This is a genomic window from Plantactinospora solaniradicis, assembly GCF_042658085.1.
Classification (GTDB): domain Bacteria; phylum Actinomycetota; class Actinomycetes; order Mycobacteriales; family Micromonosporaceae; genus Plantactinospora; species Plantactinospora solaniradicis.
In genome coordinates, this window is the sequence record NZ_JBHSPR010000042.1 from 15,197 (window position 1) to 33,302 (window position 18,106).

18 protein-coding genes and 3 pseudogenes are annotated in these 18,106 nt (G+C 68.0%); 13 read left to right on the plus strand and 8 right to left on the minus strand.

The features are described from left to right. Nucleotides 1-157 precede the first annotated feature (157 nt). From ACFP2T_RS34845 to ACFP2T_RS34855, 3 genes are read left to right on the plus strand one after another with little or no spacing between them, the layout of a single operon-like run. Nucleotides 158-613 carry a phage holin family protein gene (locus ACFP2T_RS34845; protein ID WP_377429423.1) on the plus strand — a complete coding sequence of 152 codons (456 nt, stop codon included), beginning with the start codon at nucleotides 158-160 and terminating at the stop codon, nucleotides 611-613. Next, nucleotides 610-1,212: a DUF3618 domain-containing protein gene (locus tag ACFP2T_RS34850; protein ID WP_377429425.1), complete on the plus strand. Its 603-nt coding sequence runs from the start codon at nucleotides 610-612 to the stop codon at nucleotides 1,210-1,212. The genes ACFP2T_RS34845 and ACFP2T_RS34850 overlap by 4 nt, the downstream gene beginning before the upstream one ends. After that, nucleotides 1,209-1,487, plus strand: coding sequence for a DUF418 domain-containing protein (locus ACFP2T_RS34855; RefSeq protein ID WP_377429427.1), 279 nt, complete (start codon nucleotides 1,209-1,211; stop codon nucleotides 1,485-1,487). Before ACFP2T_RS34850 ends, ACFP2T_RS34855 begins: the two co-directional genes overlap by 4 nt. Before the next feature lie 105 nt (nucleotides 1,488-1,592). Here ACFP2T_RS34855 and ACFP2T_RS34860 read toward each other — a convergent pair whose 3' ends face one another. The 6 genes and pseudogenes from ACFP2T_RS34860 to ACFP2T_RS34885 all read right to left on the minus strand — a co-directional run. After that, nucleotides 1,593-2,291: an alpha/beta fold hydrolase gene (locus ACFP2T_RS34860; RefSeq protein WP_377429429.1), complete on the minus strand. Its 699-nt coding sequence runs from the start codon at nucleotides 2,289-2,291 to the stop codon at nucleotides 1,593-1,595. A 710-nt stretch (nucleotides 2,292-3,001) separates the two neighbouring features. After that, complete coding sequence (locus ACFP2T_RS34865; protein ID WP_377429430.1) at nucleotides 3,002-3,304, minus strand: hypothetical protein; 303 nt, start codon at nucleotides 3,302-3,304, stop codon at nucleotides 3,002-3,004. A gap of 498 nt (nucleotides 3,305-3,802) precedes the next feature. Further along, complete coding sequence (locus ACFP2T_RS34870; protein WP_377429432.1) at nucleotides 3,803-4,096, minus strand: hypothetical protein; 294 nt, start codon at nucleotides 4,094-4,096, stop codon at nucleotides 3,803-3,805. 450 nt (nucleotides 4,097-4,546) lie between these two features. Continuing rightward, on the minus strand, nucleotides 4,547-5,338 hold the full coding sequence (locus ACFP2T_RS34875) for a SigB/SigF/SigG family RNA polymerase sigma factor (RefSeq protein ID WP_377429599.1): 792 nt from the start codon (nucleotides 5,336-5,338) through the stop codon (nucleotides 4,547-4,549). Beyond that, nucleotides 5,332-5,883, minus strand: coding sequence for an STAS domain-containing protein (locus ACFP2T_RS34880; protein WP_377429601.1), 552 nt, complete (start codon nucleotides 5,881-5,883; stop codon nucleotides 5,332-5,334). The genes ACFP2T_RS34875 and ACFP2T_RS34880 overlap by 7 nt, the downstream gene beginning before the upstream one ends. Nucleotides 5,884-6,154: 271 nt before the next feature. Beyond that, nucleotides 6,155-6,376 (minus strand): annotated as a pseudogene (locus tag ACFP2T_RS34885) (IS701 family transposase); the annotation flags it as partial. A gap of 184 nt (nucleotides 6,377-6,560) precedes the next feature. On the opposite strand from ACFP2T_RS34885, the gene ACFP2T_RS34890 reads away from it, so the two are divergent. From ACFP2T_RS34890 to ACFP2T_RS34925, 8 genes and pseudogenes are all read left to right on the plus strand, one after another. Next, nucleotides 6,561-7,274, plus strand: a complete 714-nt coding sequence (locus tag ACFP2T_RS34890; protein ID WP_377429434.1) for a hypothetical protein — start codon at nucleotides 6,561-6,563, stop codon at nucleotides 7,272-7,274. Then, entirely contained in the window at nucleotides 7,271-7,717 is a 447-nt protein-coding gene (locus tag ACFP2T_RS34895; protein WP_377429435.1) for a phage holin family protein, read from the plus strand. The genes ACFP2T_RS34890 and ACFP2T_RS34895 overlap by 4 nt, the downstream gene beginning before the upstream one ends. Beyond that, the gene (locus ACFP2T_RS34900) at nucleotides 7,714-8,313 is read left to right on the plus strand and encodes a DUF3618 domain-containing protein (RefSeq protein WP_377429437.1); all 600 of its coding nucleotides are present in this window, start codon (nucleotides 7,714-7,716) and stop codon (nucleotides 8,311-8,313) included. The genes ACFP2T_RS34895 and ACFP2T_RS34900 overlap by 4 nt, the downstream gene beginning before the upstream one ends. 157 nt (nucleotides 8,314-8,470) lie before the next feature. Then, nucleotides 8,471-9,183: pseudogene (locus ACFP2T_RS34905) on the plus strand (cbb3-type cytochrome c oxidase subunit I); the annotation flags it as partial. Between the two features lie 170 nt (nucleotides 9,184-9,353). Next, nucleotides 9,354-10,565: a hypothetical protein gene (locus ACFP2T_RS34910; RefSeq protein ID WP_377429439.1), complete on the plus strand. Its 1,212-nt coding sequence runs from the start codon at nucleotides 9,354-9,356 to the stop codon at nucleotides 10,563-10,565. Continuing rightward, complete coding sequence (locus ACFP2T_RS34915) at nucleotides 10,562-11,134, plus strand: hemerythrin domain-containing protein (RefSeq protein WP_377429441.1); 573 nt, start codon at nucleotides 10,562-10,564, stop codon at nucleotides 11,132-11,134. The genes ACFP2T_RS34910 and ACFP2T_RS34915 overlap by 4 nt, the downstream gene beginning before the upstream one ends. 379 nt (nucleotides 11,135-11,513) lie before the next feature. Then, nucleotides 11,514-12,140, plus strand: coding sequence for an SRPBCC family protein (locus tag ACFP2T_RS34920; protein ID WP_377429443.1), 627 nt, complete (start codon nucleotides 11,514-11,516; stop codon nucleotides 12,138-12,140). Next, the gene (locus ACFP2T_RS34925) at nucleotides 12,137-13,315 is read left to right on the plus strand and encodes a zinc-dependent alcohol dehydrogenase (RefSeq protein WP_377429445.1); all 1,179 of its coding nucleotides are present in this window, start codon (nucleotides 12,137-12,139) and stop codon (nucleotides 13,313-13,315) included. Before ACFP2T_RS34920 ends, ACFP2T_RS34925 begins: the two co-directional genes overlap by 4 nt. A gap of 16 nt (nucleotides 13,316-13,331) precedes the next feature. Here ACFP2T_RS34925 and ACFP2T_RS34930 read toward each other — a convergent pair whose 3' ends face one another. Together ACFP2T_RS34930 and ACFP2T_RS34935 are read right to left on the minus strand one after the other, a co-directional pair. Further along, a complete protein-coding gene (locus tag ACFP2T_RS34930; RefSeq protein WP_377429447.1) occupies nucleotides 13,332-14,156 on the minus strand; it encodes a cytochrome c oxidase assembly protein in 825 nt (274 codons plus the stop codon). Beyond that, nucleotides 14,153-14,629, minus strand: coding sequence for a DUF2243 domain-containing protein (locus ACFP2T_RS34935; RefSeq protein ID WP_377429449.1), 477 nt, complete (start codon nucleotides 14,627-14,629; stop codon nucleotides 14,153-14,155). Before ACFP2T_RS34935 ends, ACFP2T_RS34930 begins: the two co-directional genes overlap by 4 nt. A gap of 633 nt (nucleotides 14,630-15,262) precedes the next feature. On the opposite strand from ACFP2T_RS34935, the pseudogene ACFP2T_RS34940 reads away from it, so the two are divergent. Both ACFP2T_RS34940 and ACFP2T_RS34945 read left to right on the plus strand, forming a co-directional pair. Beyond that, nucleotides 15,263-15,538 (plus strand): annotated as a pseudogene (locus tag ACFP2T_RS34940) (IS5/IS1182 family transposase); the annotation flags it as partial. A gap of 527 nt (nucleotides 15,539-16,065) precedes the next feature. Continuing rightward, the gene (locus ACFP2T_RS34945; RefSeq protein WP_377429451.1) at nucleotides 16,066-18,102 is read left to right on the plus strand and encodes an HAD-IIIC family phosphatase; all 2,037 of its coding nucleotides are present in this window, start codon (nucleotides 16,066-16,068) and stop codon (nucleotides 18,100-18,102) included. The last annotated feature ends 4 nt before the right edge of the window (nucleotides 18,103-18,106 follow it).

The following is an 18,106-nucleotide window of genomic DNA, read 5'->3' on the forward strand; positions in this document are numbered from 1 at the left end:
GCGATGTCGCCGGACGGCTCGGCGAGGGCCCCGTCCCGTCCCTGGGTGGGCATTTCGAGGGTTCCCCGCAGAACTCGATCAGCACGCCGGCGATTCAACACAGCTGATCCGAGCAGCCCGCGGGCGGTCCGGGGGTGCGAGAGAGATGAGGGCACTCATGGCAGAACGTCCCAACGGCGGCTCCGGCGCTGCGTCTGCTGACGCGCCGGTAGCTGAGTTGGTGCAGCGCGCCACGGAGCAGATCAGCCGGCTGGTGCGCGACGAGTTGACGATGGCGCGGGCGGAGATGACCGCCAAGGGTAAGCGCGCGGGCGTCGGCGCCGGGCTGCTCGGCGGTGGCGGGCTGCTCGGTCTCCTCGCCGGCGGGACCGCCGTCGCTACGGTCGTACTGGCCCTGGCCCTGGCCCTGGCCCTGGCCCTGGCCGTGGTCATGCCCGACGCTGTGGCCGCCCTGATCGTCACGGTGATCCTCGCCATCGCCGCCGCCATCGCCGCCCAGCGCGGTAGGAAGCAGGTCAGCAAGGCGATGCCCGCCACGCCCACGGCGACCAGAGACAGTGTGCGAGCCGACACCGAGGCGATACGTGGCGCAGCGACCCGGAGGCAGCCATGAGCACGCCATCGGGAAGCAGTGAGCCGGACCAGACCCGGCGCGACATCCAGCAGACACGCACGGAACTCGGCGAGACCGTAGCCGCCCTGGCCGCCAATACCGACGTCAAGGCCCGTGCACGCACCAAGGCCACCACCGCCGTCGGCGGACTCGGACAGCGTGTCACCCAAGCCAGCCAGTCGGCGAAGACCAAAGCGACGCAGCTGACCCGCACAATGAGCCAAAGGGCCGTTCAGCCTGTCAAGCCGGTCGTACAAAAGGCCCAACAGGCGACCGCCACGGTACGCAACTCGGCGAAAGCCAGCGCGCAGACCACCGGCAAGGCCGAGTCGACCCTGGTCGCCTCCGCCCGCGCCGCGACAACCAAGATCGGCAACTCGTTGCGCGCGATACCCACACCGGTCCTCGCCGCCGCCGTCGTCGGCGCCGCCGCCCTTGCGGTCTTGGCTCTTCGACACGGTGCCGCAACTGGCCGCCGCCCACACCGCACCGCGGCAGGTCTCGGGCGGCATCAGCGACTTCGGCGCGATGGCTGGACAGGACTGCGGCGACGCGTTGACCGAGGAAGGGCAACGAGCTCGGTTCGAGGCCGCGCTTGAGACGCTCACCCGAGGGAGATTCGCCTCGAAGCCGTCAACTCGGCAGGTCGTCGCGCATCTGCTCGACCACTCCCCTGCTCGCGGCGGCCTACATCGCCACCACCCTGCGGCTGTTCCGCACCGGACGCGGCGCCCGGGCGGCCTCGGCACTCGCACCCGCCGGCCGGATGCCGCCGTCCAACTACCTCGGCCAGTCACCGATGGTACGGCCCGGCCGAGTGGACACCACGGGCCTGGACCGACGAGGAACGACCAGAGTGGTCACGACCCCTTAACCGAATAAGGACCGCATCGGCAGTGTCCCGGGTAGCCGTGTGGTCGACGGCGGCAGACGGGCCTGGTACCGACGACATCGGCGCTATCGAACCCAAACCGGCACGTCAATGACGGCGACCAAATCCACCAGGGGTTGGCGTGAGCTGGCTAGTTCTGCGGTTCAGGAACGTGTCGACGGCCGCGGCAAGTTGCGGTCCAGCTGTGGTGACGGCGTTGTGGGCGGCGGCGACGGTATGGGTGTGGCCATGCGGTGTCAGAGCGGTTGCCTGGTTCACCCAGCGCGCTGGTGCGATTGGGTCGCGGTCCCCACGGACTAGCAGGGTCGGCACGCTGATCGCGGGGAGTTTGGAGTCGATGTGGTCTTCGACTGCGTGCCGCAGGGTGGCGATGATGCGGCGTGGTCCCGCGTCACGCAGATCCTTGGCGAGAATCGGCGTCTGCCGCCAATCCTCTCGTGGAAGGTCGCGCAGTAGCCGACGTAATTGTCCAGTCATCGTCGCGGCCGTCGGATCGGTGGTAGGGCCGACGAGGACGAGTGCCGCAACGAGGTCCGGGCGGCGCACCGCGAGTTCGACGGCTACCTGACAACCGAACGAGTTGCCGAGTATCGCGGCGGATGCGACGCCGAGAGCGTCCGTGAGCGCGGCGATCACCTCGGCGTGTTGGCCGACGTCGAGGACAGCCGGTGGTTTGTCGGAGAGCCCAAAGCCGGGCAGGTCGGGAACGTAGACCGAGCGGCCGCCGAGGCGCAGCGCGGTGGGCATCAGGTAACGGTGCGAGACCGCGAGCCCATGCAGAAGCACACACGGCGTGGCGGCGTCAGCAGTGATCCGTTGCCGGACATGCAGCCGCAGGCCGGCTACCTGTACCCAGCGACTGTGGAACGCACCGATTGGCGCAGGGGCCGCGAGTGCCGCCCGGCGTTCCGCCGTGGTCAGTCGTCCGGGCGGGCTCTGGTGAAAGCGTTGAGCACTGAAAGGGGTGATGAGGTGCCTCCGTATGCATAGAGTTCAGTGAGAGGTCGTGCCCAGTGGAGACTGCTGGCTCGCGTCGCCGGTCATGCGGGTTCCTTCCTCACCCTGTCGACGAGGGCGGACTCCTCACCCGTGCGCCTGGAACCGCCGTGGCGCACAGGACCCTGCAGTTGTGGGATGCCAACGGACGAGAGCGCCGTACCGAGCACACCGCAATGGTTTGCCCTCGGGTCGTCCCGATGTGCTCGCCGCTCCTGCACTATCAGGGCAGAACGCAGGTGGAGCCGTCGTCGAGTTGGCGGCGAGTCGCACGGGGTCGGCCAGCACACGTCGTGAGTGCAGCAGAGTTTCGGGGATCGACCCTGGCGGGGAGCCGTCATGTAGACCGGCGACCCGCCAGGGTCGATCGCTCAGTTGGCGCAACGGATACGTGTAACTACCGAGACGCCCGAGCGGCGATGCATCCATGCATCGCCGCTCGGGTGGGTATCCCAGGGTCTCTCGACGAATACATCACATCGAGACGTGGCGGGTAGAGGTTAGACGTTGGAAGAATCGCGGCTGCCGGCCTTTGCCAGCCCTCTGCTGACCATGTAGCCGATGGTCAACAGCACGATGTAGAACCAAGCGCGGTCGGCGCGGAAATAGTCACCGACGGCGCCGTTGTCACCGTTGCCGTTGCCATCGACCATGATGGAGGCGATGAGCACACCAACGAAGGCGACGAGGTAGGCGATGAATTCGGTTGTCTTGAACGCCGCCTTGGTCTCGGCGGGACGGCGGCGAGGCTGCCCGTCGAGTACGGCGTCGCGGCGCGAGGTATCGGTGGTGACGCTGGACATGTAAATCTCCCTTAGGCGTCGTGCCTTGGACTACACCGCATGGTTCACGGTCTGGTGGTGTACCAGGCGCGCCGCAGGAGTCTGGACGGCGAACAGCGACGTATAGCTCTTGTAGACGTCTACGTCGATGCACATGGATACCCCGCATCTGGGGACGCAAACCACCTAGCTCGGCAAGGCGTATGTGACCGGATCAACCCGCGTCAATGGACGATAGCTCGTCATGCCGGACCCCCACGACCGATGGTCGATCTGCCTGGGCACGCCCTCTACCTTGCTCCGCTGGCATTGGGAGGTGATTCACCAGCGGTGGACCCAGCCGTCGGCCGACACCGGCTGCTGAATCACCGGGTTTGTCACGTGGGTGAACTGGCAGCGTAAGCCGGGTGGCGCGTTGCGCGCCCCAGACCGCGCGCCAGGCTGCCCGACGTATCCATAAACCGTATGCTCTTCCGCCGCTTCGATGGCCTTACCGCGGAACTGCTCACTGTCCCTGCTTTACGAGCCCGTGCTGCCTGATGTCGGTAGTCCCGTGGCCTGCCCGGCCGCCAACGGCGACGCCACCCGGGCAGCCGCATCCTCGGAACCCGACTCGCCGCCCCCCGGCGATACCTCACCGTCGTAGTTGTAGACGGTGAAGGTCTTGCCCTCGCGATCCCGCGTCGCGGTGGTTCGGATGTAACGGTGGATCAACCCGTCGAGTTCGGCCTCGAGCAGGCCGGCGTCCCCGGATGCCACGAGCGTCTCGTCCTGCGGGCCGCCTACCAGAATGGCGTCGTTGCGTGTCGTCATGACTGTTCACTACCCAGTACCGGCCCCGCTCACTCAACGGCTACCTGCGCTAGCCCGAGGGAATGATCCTCACTTGTCGAGTGCTGCCCCGATGACCGCGTCCTATAGCTGCAGCGGGCGCTGCTGAATGCCGTCGACAGGCATGGTCGGTGCTGCGATCTCATCACAGACATCCTTCAGCGCCGCCGGTCTGACCACTCTGGTCACCGCACACCGGTGGGCCGCCGATGCCGGCGGCCACTTCTCAGTACGCCGGGCACACGGCTCACCCGGCGGATTCTGCACGCTCCGGGTTCGGACAACTGCTCGAGAACCCGCCCTGCAACCCGCTCCTGCCGCGACAGCCGCCACACGGGAGTCGATGTCGGAGTCAACCCGCTGGCGAGCAGGCACGGGAGCAGACCATGCACCAGGGAGTGATTGGAGCAGCAGCCGTCGGTGAGCGGGCTTCTAGCCCGTAAGGTGTGGGCGCAGCTTGGCAAGAGCCTTCGTCAGCAGGCGGCTGACGTGCATCTGGGAGACACCAATCCGCTCGGCGATCTGCGTCTGGGTGAGGTTGCCGTAGAAGCGGAGACCAATAATCTCTTGCTCGCGCTCGTCCAGGGCCGCGAGCGCCGGCCCCAACGCGATCCGCAGTTCGACGCGTTCGTACGCGTCGTCGAGGTCGCTGAGGGTGTCGCCCAGTTCGGTGGCTCGGTTGGCGGCGGTCGGGGTGGACAGCGAAACCGCGTGGTATGCGCGCGCGCCTTCCAGACCGTCCAGCACCTCCTCCTCACTGATGTCCAGCTCGACGGCGAGTTCCGCGACCGTTGGCGACCGTCGGAGCCGATTCGTGAGGGCCTGAGTGGCGCGGGCCAGCGCGATTCGGCGTTCCTGCAGCTTGCGCGGGACCCGCATGGACCAGGTGCGGTCCCGGAAGTGTCGCTTGATCTCTCCGGTGATGGTCGGAACCGCATAGCCGACGAAGTCGGTTCCGTAGCCGGGGTCGAACCGGTCAACGGCGTTGATCAGTCCGATGGTCGCGGTCTGCACAAGATCGTCGAGCGGTTCGCCTCGACCGTAATAGCGAACGGCCAGGTGACGCGCCAGCGGCAGGAAGGCGCGGATAACCCTTCCGCGAAGTTCGTGCCGGGCAGGATGGTCGGCGTCGGTGCAGACGAACTCGGTCAACAGGGCGGCAGCCTTATCGTCGTCGACCTGGGTCTGACCGCGTCGACGTGGCGCAGAGGCCGTGATCACAATAAATCAGCCCTTCGGATACTGTCTGATCGGTCATGGCGTGTGGGCCGGAACGCTGTCTGACCGTCGCCTACCTGGTGTTGATCGGGATTGGCGAACAGGCGCTCGACCTGGGTGATCCGCAGAACACGGCGGGTGATTCCGCTGGCGCCTCTGATCGATAAGCGGGAGCCGCTTCGGCCCGCCCGGTCGCGCGCCGCGAGGAGGACCCGCACGCCGGCGGCGCTGAAGAGGCCGACAGCGGCCAGATCACAACAGACCTCAGGGTGGCTGTCGACGGCGTTCACCAGAGCCGACCCCAACACCGGGGCCGTGTCCATGTCGACATGTCCCGCCGGTACGACCACCAGCCGGCCGGCTGAGATGGGCGCGGAGCGGTTAGTGAGTTCGATATAACGAGCCACCGAGAAGGGCTGTTCCAGGGCGGCCGTTGCCCGGGGGGTGTCCGTGGCACGGCAGGCGTATGGCACCGTCGTAATCCGCAGGGCGTCGAAACCGACTCTGGGGAAGTCGAAGTGGGATCGGGTGAGCCATGGGCGCTCGATCATGAGCACGCGCCTCCTACGGAGAATCCGTAATTGGACGGGCGCGTGGCTTGACCCGGTCTAACCGTAATACGGAAGGTTCCCAGCCGCCAGTCGAGCCGTCCGCACCTCTGTCGCCCGCCAGAGACGGGTAGGCAGGGAACGGCCTAGTAATACTTTGTCACGTTCTGATCGGGTAATGGGTTTCCGTATGGGAGCCGTGTTTTGCAGGCGTGGCAGGCGCCGGCCAGGCGGACGAGTAGGTGTTGCAGGCGCTGGAGTACGGCGTAGAGGCTCAGGCCGACGCTGCCGCCTTCGGGTCGAGGCATTGCAGGGTGAGGAAGGCGTGGGCGGCGGAGACGAGGTTGACGTGGTGGTGCCAGCCGTGCCAGATGCGGCCTTCGTGGTGGTCGAGTCCGAGGCCGGTCTTCAGTTCGCGGTAGTCGTGTTCGATCCGCCAGCTTGGTTTCCCCCATCGAACGAGGGTGCGTCGTGATGTGGCGGTGGGCAGATTCGACGTTAGGCGCCTACCCACCCGCGATGCTCAGCGGACCGTGGAGGCCGCCTCCGTCCTGCGGACCAGAGAAACCGACCGCTCCCGCAAAATAAAGGAGCCCCGATGTGTAGCCCTTCCTTCGTCGGGTAGCAGGCCGTTGCCCACAGTCAACGCATCCCCTGATGACCTATTTGGAAGGGACATCATGACATCAAATCCGTCGGCTTCGTCGACGTCCGCTGGCCAGCAGTCCACGACCGAGACCGTGCGAGAGGTCGGTGCACAGGCAGCACGGGCCGGGCGTGACGTCACCGGATCGGTAAAGGAACAAGGCAAGGAAACCATCGCGGAGGCATCCCGGCAGGCCCGGAACCTCTTCGGCGAGGCGCGCGGGCAGCTTACTTCACAAGCTGGTGAGCAACAGCGCCGGGCGGCTGGCGGCCTGCGATCGCTCGCCGACGAAATGCGCTCGATGGTAGAGCAAAGTGGTCAGTCTGGCCCCGTCTCCGAGCTTGCCCGGCAGTCCGCCGAGAGGATCCATATCGCGGCGAACTGGCTGGAGCAGCGCGAGCCGGGCGACCTCCTCACTGAGGTCCGGCGCTATGCCAAGCGCAATCCCGGGCCGTTCCTCGTCGGCGCGGCCCTGCTCGGTGTGGTGGCCGGGCGCCTGACCCGGAACCTGGCGAGTGGCGGTGATCAGCACGCCGCCGTTGCCGACCATCGGCTCGCCGAGGCCGAGACGGCGCCATTGTCCATGAGTACCGATGGGCGGGGCGGCGCCGACGTGTCGATCGACGGCCTGTCGGGCACCGCATCCGCCTCGCAGATCCATCCGACACCCGGAACGACGCCCTCGGCCGACGAGGCGGCTGTCCTCCCAGGCCTGTCGCCGTCATCGCCGGCCGGTGCGCGGTTATGACCATCCCCAACTCCAGCCCTGGGTATCGGACCGGCGTCGACCCGGTCGAGGAGGCGTCCAACCGCTCTCTGGGCGACCTGATGCGGCAGGTCAGCGAGGACCTGTCTGACCTGATGCGTCAGGAGGTGACCCTGGCCAAGGCAGAGCTGCGCCAAGAGGGCGCCAAGGCGGGGAAGGCGGCTGGCCTCTTCGGCGGCGCCGGCTTTGGTGGCGTCATGGTCCTGCTCTTTCTCTCCCTCGCCCTCTGGAGCGGGTTGTCCAACGTCATGGACCAGGGTTGGGCCGCCGTGATCGTCGCAGTCATCTGGGCCACGGTCGCGGGCGTGCTGTACGTCATGGCGAAATCGAACGCTCAGCAAGTGCGTGGAATGCGGCAGACCACCGGAAGCATGCAGGAGATTCCGGAGGCGTTGAAGCCAAATTGGAAAGGAGTCGACCGATGACCAACGATCCGGAGCAGATCCGGCGCGAAATTGAGCAGACCCGAAGCGACTTGAGCAGCGATGTAGACGCGCTGGCCCACAAGGTGAGTCCGGCCCGAATCATTGAGGACCGCAAACAGCGGGCCCGAGGGGCGGTAAGGAATGTGAGGGACAGGGTTATGGGTACCGTTTCGGACATCGGTGACAGCACCATGTCGACGACGTCGTCACTGACCGACCGCGCCTCGTCTGCCGCCTCGTCGGTCGGCGACGCCGCGAAACAGGCGCCGGCGAAGCTACGGGAGCAGTCCGAGGGGAATCCCCTGGCAGTCGGCCTGATCGCGTTCGGTGTCGGTTGGCTCATCTCGTCGTTGCTGCCGGCCACGAACCGCGAGCAGCAGGCCGCCGGCCAGCTCAAGGGAAAGGTCGGTGAGCACAGCGGCGAGGTCAAGGAGAAGCTCGGGGAGGTCGTCCAGCAAGGCCGTGAGCATCTGCGTGAGCCGGCTCGGCAGGCTGCTGAGGCGGTACGATCCACCGTGACCGGCGCCGTTCAGACGGTCAAGGACGACGGCCGTTCGGCGGTCCAGGACGTCCGGAACACGGGTTCTGTCAAGTAGTTCCTGATCCCGATCTGCCTCCTCGAGGTTCGACCACCGGACACATCTGGGACATCGGGTCTGGGAGACAGTGGAATGGTTTACCGCGTCGCAACATCTGGACCCGACTCGAATGTTGCGACGCGGCCCGGCGAGCGAGGAAGTCTTCCGGCGACGGGCCGGCCCGCCGATCGACTTCCACACCCACGACACCTACTTCGTCGTCACGCACTTCCACTACGTACTCTTTGGCACCATCGTCTTCGCCGCGTTCGCCGGGGTCTACTCCTGGTTCCAAAGATGACCGACCGGATGCTCAACGAACGACTCCGCAAGATCCACTTCTGGACCATGTTCCTTGGCTTCCACGGCACCTTGCTGGTACATCACGATCCCGACGATGGGTTTCGTTCGTACTGGGTGCCTCGACGCTGTTCCTGATCTACAACGTCTGGAAGTCCTGGCGCTTCGGCACACTGGTGACGGGACGACCGTGGGGCTTCGGCAACTCGCTGGAATGGGCCACCAGTTGCCCGCCACCGCTGCACAACTTCGATCGTATGCCCCGGATCCACTCCGAGCGCCCCGCCTTCGACGTCAAGTACGGCCTGAAGGTCCCGACCTCGGCCGGGACCTTCCGCAACGGGCCACCGCACCGCCGCAGCGACTCGCCGAGGGACTGCGCCCCGACCCCCGCCAGGTCACGTCGGACCGGCCGGCGCCGGACGGTGCACGGGGTGCCGAGGAGCACCACCTCGACCCGCAATCCGGCACCCGCCCCTCGAGGTCCCCGAACCCGACGAGGTACGCCGCCCTGGGTATCCATTGGCAGGGCCGGACTCGAACCAGGGCGGCACCGACCGTGGCGGGAAGGACAACGAGCAATGGCGTACCCGGGGGTTCCGCGCCGGACGCGTGACGGATCCGCTGCCCGATAGTTCCGCTACGCGTCTGGTCGTCGTCCGTCGTCAGGGGAAAAGCGGCTGATTGTCGCGTCCGACAGGTTTGGGAGCCTCGGTGGGGGTACTGGCGGGTCACCACCATCTTGAGACGAGGTAGTCATGACCTTCAATCCGCTGACTGAAAAGGGCATCCCGCTGGAAAAGCAGTTGCGGAACTGGCGCGAGTTGGATGTCGAGCCGCTGGATCCCGACGCCACCGATCCGTACACGCGGTGTCGGGTGATCGTGATGAACGGGATCGAGATCGAGTCGATCATGTTCAGTCACCACATGGCCCGGACGTGTCCCGATCCGGAGGTGAAGCGACAGCTCGCCTACACCAGGTACATCGAGGCGCAGCAGCAGAAGGTGGTCAACTGGCTGCTCCCGCCGATCGCCAGCACGCTGGAGACCACCATCGCGTACGAGCAGGTGGCCGTTGACCTTACTGCCTGGATCGCCCGCATGGAGCCCGATCCGTATCTGACCCAGGCGTACGAGTTCGGGGTGTTGGAGGACTTCGACCACCTGTACCGGTACGCCAACCTTTTCGAGATGATCGAGCGACGGAAGGCCGAGAAGGTGGTCGACGGGCTGACCGAGGTAATGCCGGGCCGGCCCACGAAGATGCACCACCGGCACCCGTACGACAACGTCCGGGACCCGTACGACCGGAACAAGGTGAACCCGTTGTCGAGGCTGCACGCGCTGACGGTGATGTCGGCGGAGCAGCAGACGATGAACTTCTACATGAACGTCGGCCCGCAGTACATGGAGCCGATCGCCCGGCAGCTCTACGTCGAGATCGGCATGATCGAGCAGGAGCACGTCACCCACTACGAGTCGCTGGTCGACCCCGGTGAGACCTGGTGGGAGCGGCTGGTCCACCACGAGTACAACGAGGTCTACCTCTACCACTCGTTCATGACCCAGGAGCCGGACCCGAAGGTGAAGGCGATCTGGGAACTGCACCTCAACATGGAGCTGGAGCAGTTGCGGGTCGCGTGTGACCTGATGCGGCGCTTCGACGGGCGCGAGCCGGAGGAGGTACTCGCCCCGGAACTCCCGGCGCCGGTGACGTTCGAGCCGAACAAGGAGTACCTGCGACACCTGCTCGACACCCAGATCGACCTGACCACCCTGGGAGCCGGCTACGTCCGGGACGCCCACGAGCGGTTCGAGAAGTTGCAGGAACAGATCCACGGTGGCGAAGAACCGCCGAGCGAGCGGGTGATCGACATGCATCGGGAGCGGTTCGGCACCGAGTACCGGATCGAGACCGAGGGACCGCACCCGGTGAAGTCGCTGCGTCAGCCCGAGGACAAGCGGTGAGCGCGAACGGCACGGACCCCGAGAAGGGGATCGACGTCATCGACCTGCTCCTGGCCCAGCACGCCCGGATCGAGGAACTCTTCCGTACCGTCGCGGCGGCCGAGGGCAAACCGAAGCGCCTCGCCTGGCAGGAACTGATCGAACTGCTCGCCGTGCACGAGACCGTCGAGGAGGAGATCGTGCACCCGCTCGCCCGCGGCAGCATCGACGCCGGCGACGACGTCATCGACGCGCGGTTGGCGGAGGAACACGAGGCGAAGGAACTCCTCAAGGACCTCGTCGAGCTGGGCACCGACGCCCCGGACTTCGACGACCGACTGAGCCAGCTCAAGGTCGCCGTACTCGAGCACGCCACCCGGGAGGAACGGTACGAGTTCATGCAGCTCCGCGCCGCCCTGCCGGCTCAACGGTTGGTGACCCTGGCCGGGGCGCTACGCGCCGCGGAGGCAGTGGCACCCACCAGGCCGCATCCCGGCGCCGAGTCCGCCACCGCGAACCTGGTGCTCGGCCCGCCCCTCGCGATGGTCGACGCGGTACGGAACGCGATCCGGACCGCGATGCAGGGTTGACCGAGGTGGGCTGTCCCGCCCGTCCGGACGGCGGGACAGCCTCGTTTCCACGCACCGCCAAGCCAGCTGTTCGAAGCTGGGGCGCGGCAGGCAGCCCACCGTCGCGCGAGTTGTGTATTCGACCAGATATCCCGGACCGGTCGACCTCCTGCTACCCGTAGTGGTGCGGGTACAGCTCACGTCGATGAGGGTTGTCCGACGAGCGACCGACCGCCTGTCCGCGTGGAGGACTCCCGGTCGTCTCTCAGGCCGTTTATCCGGTTCGCCGCCGGGTAGCCCAATTCTGGTGCGGGCACGCCACTCGCGAGGATTCCTGGCCCAAGCGGTGCCTTCATTCGCAATACGAGAGCTACGACGTCCTGATCCAGGAGGAGGCGGCATGGCAGGCAGGATCGGCGGATGGCTGGTGGTCATGGTGGGCGTCGGGGTAGGCGCGGCAATCGTCGCCCGCCGCAAGGAATCCCTACCGGCCCGACAGGGCGACGGATATGCCACCGTCCGGGCGGTGACGGTGGATCGACCGATGGAATCGGTGCGCGAATGGTGGCGGGACGCGGCGCGGCTCTCGATCGTGCTGGACCGACCGGTGGCGGTGGAGACGCTCGACGAGCACGGACGGCGCTGGATGGTACGTGACCGATCCGGCGACGACGGCTGGTCCGTCGAGATCACCGCGGAGAGCGAAGACGGGCCGTTTCGCTGGCGGATCGAGGACCGCCCGTTGGCTTCCGAGGGACACCTCGAGTTGACCACCGCCCCGGGTGACCGGGGCACCGAGTTGCGGGTCGAACTCCGCTATCCGGGCAGCCGGGCCGGGCACCAGGCGGCGGTGCTGAGGGGCCGCGATCCAGACCAACTGCTGCGCACGACGCTGCGCCGGGCCAAGTCGGTGATCGAGGCCGGCGAGGTGGTGTCGACCACGGACGAGCCGTCCGGCCGGACCGGCCCCGCAGAACGGGCCACCAAGGCCGTCCGGGAGAAGCTGTCGACGGGAGGACGGGCATGAAGGCACTGTGCTGGGAAGGCGTTGGAAAGCTCAGCGTGCAGGACGTCCCCGAACCGGCGATCCACGGCGCCGGTGACGCGATCGTCCGCGTCCGGGCGAGCAGTGTCTGCGGCTCCGACCTGCATCTGATCAACGGCTACCTACCCGCCATGCGCGAGGGCGACATCCTCGGCCACGAGTTCATGGGCGAGATCGTCGAGGTCGGTCCCGGGGTCGAGAAGCTCAGACTCGGCGACCGGGTGGTCGTCGGATCGGTACTCGCCTGCGGCGGCTGCTGGTACTGCCGGACCGGCCAGTACTCGCTGTGTGACAACTCGAATCCACAGCCAAACTTCACGGAGAAACTGTGGGGCCACGCCCCGGCCGGGATCATCGGCTACTCGCACGCGGCGGGCGGGTTCGCCGGCAGCCACGCGGAGTACGTCCGGGTGCCGTTCGCCGACATCGGTTCGTTCAAGGTTCCCGAAGGCGTACCGGACGACGCCGCCGTGTTCGCCTCCGACGCGATGCCCACCGGCTGGATGGCGGCCGACTTCTGCAATCTCCAGGGCGGTGAGGTGGTCGCGGTCTGGGGCGCTGGCGGGGTCGGACAGATGGCGGCCCGTTCCGCCCAGATCCTCGGCGCGCAACGGGTCATCGTCATCGACCGGCTACCCGACCGCCTCTCCACCGCCGCCGACCGGCTCGGCGTGGAGACCATCGACTACAGCCAGGTCGACGTGCTCGACACGCTGCGGGAGATGACCGGCGGCCGAGGCCCGGACGCCTGCATCGAGGCGGTCGGCATGGAGGCTCACGACACCGGGCCCGCCTACGCGTACGACCGGATCAAGCAGGCCGTACGGCTACAGACTGACCGGCCGACCGCCGTGCGACAGGCGATCATGGCCTGCCGCAAGGGCGGCACGGTGAGCATCGTCGGCGTGTTCAGCGGCTTCGTCGACAAGTTTCCGCTCGGCGCGGCAATGAACAAGGCACTGGTGCTGCGGATGGGCCAGATGCACGCCCAGCGCTACATCCCGATGCTGCTGGAACGGCTCGCCAACAAGGAAATCGACCCGGGCTACCTCGCCACCCATCCGTTACCGCTTCAGGATGGTCCGCGCGGCTACGAGATCTTCGAGAAGAAGCAGGACGGCTGCCTACGCTCGGTGCTGCATCCGGCCGCGGCCTGACCTGGCCCTCCCGGGCTCACCCGACCGGCGCGGCGATACCGCTGGCCCGGGGACCGGCGCGGCGGCCCGAGCGGCGGTACCAGCCGGTGAAGAGCGCCACCACCAGCAGCAGTTCGGCCAGGTCCCCGCCGTAGTACATCAACTGTGCCGCGTCGCGCGCGGCGTCGAGGTCGAACGCGGCGCCCGGCGGCCAGTGGGGCGCCCGGGCGTAGAGCAGCTTGGCCAGTATCGCGTGCGCGGCGGCTGCCAGCACGACGACCGCGAGCCGCAGCCCCAGCCCTGGACGCCGGGGCGCCGGATCCGGGCCGGCGACCGACCAGGTGAACAGGTATCCGGCGGCAAAGACGTGCGCGTGTATCGCGAGGTGCAGTATCTCGTTCGTCTTGGCGGTCCCGTACAACGGAGTGAGGTAGATCAGGTAGAGACCGGCGACATTGAGCAACAGAGCCGTGACGGGATGGCGAAGCAGGTGCGATACGGGGCTGCGGAGGACGGCTCTGGCATGCCGCCGGGCCGGCCCTGGCATCGTCCGCAACGCCAGCGTCAGTGGCGCGGCCAGCGCGAGCGCCAACGGCGCGTACATCCCGACCAGCAGGTGCTGGACCATGTGTGCCCGTGCGTCGTGATGGGCGGCCGAGGCCACAACGGGTGAGAGGGCCACGCCCAGAAGTCCGACGCCGACGACGAAGGCCGCCGTCCGGGTGGGCCGCCAACCGCGTGCGGTGCGCCGGCCCCGAGCGGCGGCAGCGAGGTAACAACCACCCACCGCGACCACAGCGAGAACCGGAAGCCACCCCGACCCGTCCGCCCCGACCGCCGAATGAGCCGACCCACCGGTCATCGACGGCCGGCCGTCCGACGGATCCGCCGCGCGAGCAGTGCGCCAACCGCCAGCAAGAGCACCGCCACCCCGATCCACGCCACGTCGTACGGGACGAGGTCCACGCCGTACCGGATCTGGTGCACCCGCAGCAACTTGTGGTCGACGACGCCGTCGAAGAGCTGAAAACCGCCCGACCCCAGGAACAGCCCCGCCCACGCCGCCCGCGGCACCAGCGCACGATGCCGGCGCAGGTCGGCGATCAGGAAGAAACCGGCGACCAGCGCGACCAACTCCCCGGCATGCAGCAGCCCGTCGGAGAACAGACCCAGCGTGGGAGTGGACCGGTCGTAGAAATGATGCCAGTTCAGGAGCTGATGGAAGACAATCTCGTCGATCCCGGCCATCAGCCCGACACCGATCAGAGCCGCGGCAGTCGCCGAACGCCCCGGCCGGGCATGGCCTTCGGGGATGTCGCGTACGGTCCCCGTCATAGCCGCTTCCCACCTGTCTCGCTCCCCGGCACCTGGGCTCGCCTCTACCCCGATCTTCCGGGATCAAACCGGTGACGGGCACCGGTTTCGCGTCCGTTGTCGCGATGGCCGCGTCACTCCCCGCGAGCGATTCCGGGGGCGGAGCAGCCCGACAACGACCCCGTCACACCGGCTCAATTCCCCACCTACTACGACCGGCACCGCAACGACGAGTTCCTCGCGTTCCTCAAGCAGGTCGCCAAGGCCCATCCCTGGGTGAAGCTGCACGTGGTCGCCGACAAAAGTCGATCATAAGCGCCGCCGAAGTGGCGGCGGCAGTAGCTGGCGACGCTTCCCATCGATACATCAGCCCGGCGGTGGCGCCCGAACTTGTTGCCCAGGTGGTGCAGGGTCAACGTGCCGAAATCACCCAGTGGATCAACAGTTCACACCGGCGAGGGAACGGCCGGCTGGTGCAACCGGATCCGGTCCGGTTGGTTCGGGCACTGCCGTTGCTGAACACCCCAGCTGCATGAGGCCTCCTGCCAGAACCGCTCTCGCTGGGAACCGGGCGCGGCTTAACGTCGGCTGGCTGGGTATCAGGGATCGGATGCGTCTAGTAGGTGTAGCGGATTCGGTAGGAGCAGCTGGCAGCGTTCGGTTTCGAAGCGTTGGACGCGCTCGCCGGCGGACACCAGACCGGTGAGTCCGCGTTCGGTTCGGGTGGCTCGGGCGGCCGAAACGTCGGCGAGACCGGCAGTTCGAGTATCACACTCCGCCACCCACCGGGTTATCGACACCCTCGGCCCCCTACTCGCAGTGGCCCCGGTACGGCGGCGCAGGGTCGACCAGATCACCATCGTCGACGGCACCCTGATCCCGACCCGGGACCACCGCCTGGCCGCCCAGAGCAGAAACCACCGCTACAGCCGGCATCGGGATCTGACAGCTCGCAGGCATGCCAGGGTTTCCCGGCCCAGGCGGGCCGGGCGGCCACCGCCTGTTCGGTCGATCCGCCGGCTGGTGCTGCGCCTGGCCTGGGAGAACAGCACGTGGGGGTACCGCCGCATCCACGGTGAACTCGTGCTGGGGTGAAGGTCGCCGCCTCCACCGTGCGGGAGATTCTCCAGCAGGCCGGCATCGACCCGGTCAGGGTCACCGGGAGTCACCGTAGGGATGCCCGTGGTCAACGAACGACGCCGCCCGGCTCCGGCACAGGCTTCGACCACCGCCCGAATGGATCGTTCCGGGTAGCCCGTTGGGACAGCATCCGGGTGCCGACCCGACCTTCGAAGACCGCGCTGACCTGCCCATGGACGCCGACTCCCCAAGGTAGTCGGATCGTCGGCGCACCGTTGACACCCCCGGGGGCATGGCTAAACTTCAATCTGTCTTCCAGTCCGGGAGCGCTCCCATCTCATGTCCCGTGGCCGCCATCCCGAGGAGATCCTTCTACAGTGGACGCAATCCGCGTTGCCGTCGCCGCGAGCTTCACGGCAGACCCGATAGACGAGACGCTGCGCCACTGGTGGGACGAGTGGGACCTGCCCGCGCACACCACGTTCGCGCCGTACAACCAGGTGTTCCAGGCGCTGCTCGACGACGGGGGGCCGCTCGCAGGCAACCGGCACGGCGTCAACGTGGTCCTGATCCGGGTCGACCAGTGGCCGGACGCCGAAGCTGGCGCCGACGACCTCGCCGACGCCGTACGTGACAGCGCCGACCGGGCGCCCGTGCCACACCTCGTGGTGTGCTGCCCACCGCCGCCCGGCAACGCGGGTGACCCGGCGCTCGCCGCCGCCGAGGCGCGGCTCGCCGGAGCACTCTCCGGCGATCCACGGGTACGGGTGATCACCGGCGTCGACCTGGCCACGCTCTACCCGGTGCCCGACTACCACGACCCGTACGGCGAACGGTCCGCGGACGTGCCGTACACCCGGACGATGTTCGCCGCGCTCGGCACGGCGGTGGCCCGGGCGGCGCACGCCTGGCTCACGCCGCGCCCCAAGGTGATCGCGGTCGACGCCGACAACACGCTGTGGGACGGGGTGGTCGGCGAGGACGGCGTACGGGGGGTGCGGGTCGGCCCGGGACGCCGCGCGTTCCAGGAGTTCCTGCTCGCCCAGCGCGCCGCCGGCCGGCTGATCGCGATCTGCAGCAAGAACGCCGAGGCGGACGTGCTCGCCGTGCTGGCCGAGCATCCCGACATGGTGCTGCGGCCCGAGCACGTGACCGCGCACCGGATCGACTGGCAGCCCAAGTCGGCCAACCTCGCCGCGCTGGCCGCCGAACTCGACCTCGGGCTGGACGCGTTCGTCTTCCTCGACGACAACCCGGTCGAGTGCGCCGAGGTGCGCGCCGCCCACCCGGAGGTCCTCGCGCTCGCGCTGCCCGCCGAGCCGGACGCCGTGCTGCCGTACCTGCGGCACTGCTGGCCGCTCGACGTCACCGAGGTCACCGACGACGACCGGAACCGCGCCGAGCGCTACGTGGTGGAGGCACGACGCCGGGCCGCCCGCGCGGCGGCACCGTCGCTGGCGAGCTTTCTCGACGGGCTCGGCCTGGTCGTCGACGTCCGGCCGATGACGTCCACCGACCTCGCCCGCACCGCGCAGCTCACCCAGCGCACCAACCAGTTCAACCTCACCACCGTGCGGCGCACCGCCGCCGAACTGGGCACGGTGGACGGTGAGGTGCTGGTCGTCGACGTACGGGACCGACTCGGCTCGTACGGCCAGGTGGGTGTCGTCGTGCACCGTGCCCACGGCGCCCGGCTCGAGGTGGAGACGTTCCTGCTGAGCTGCCGGGTGCTCGGCCGCGGCGTCGAGCACCGGGTGCTGGCGAGCCTCGGGGCACTCGCCCGGGAGCAGGGCCTGACCGAGGTGGCACTCGCCTACTCCCCCACCGAGCGCAACCGCCCCGGCTACGACTTCCTGTCCGGCCTGCCGGGCGTCCGGCGGGACGGGACCGCGTTCGTGATCTCCGTGGCGGACGCCGTCGCGGCCAGATACGAGCCGCAATCGGTGCGGCCGGCTCCCGCCGGCGCGGAAACGGCGGCCCGGTTGGCCCCGCCCGCCGACGCCGACCGGGTGCACCGGACCGCGACCACCCGCAGCACCGCCGGGCAGGTGCTGGCCGCGATCGAGGCACGCCGGAGCAGCACGCCGGCCGCCGCCGTCGACACCGACGACCCGACCGAGGCCCAGGTCGCGGCCATCTGGGCCGAGTTGCTCGACTTTCCGCCGACCTCGGTGAACGACAACTTCCACGAGTTGGGCGGCGGATCGCTCACCCTGGTTCGGTTCGCCGTACGGGTACGCGACGACTTCGGCGTGGAACTGCCCGTCGACGCGCTCTTCACCGACGCGTTCACCGTCGCCGACATCGCCCGAACCATCCGTGAGCATTCCTCGGCGAACGTCGACGAGCTGCTTGCCGAGTTGGCGCAGCTCTCCGACGACGAGGTCCGCGCGCTACTCGACGCCGACCGCTGACCGC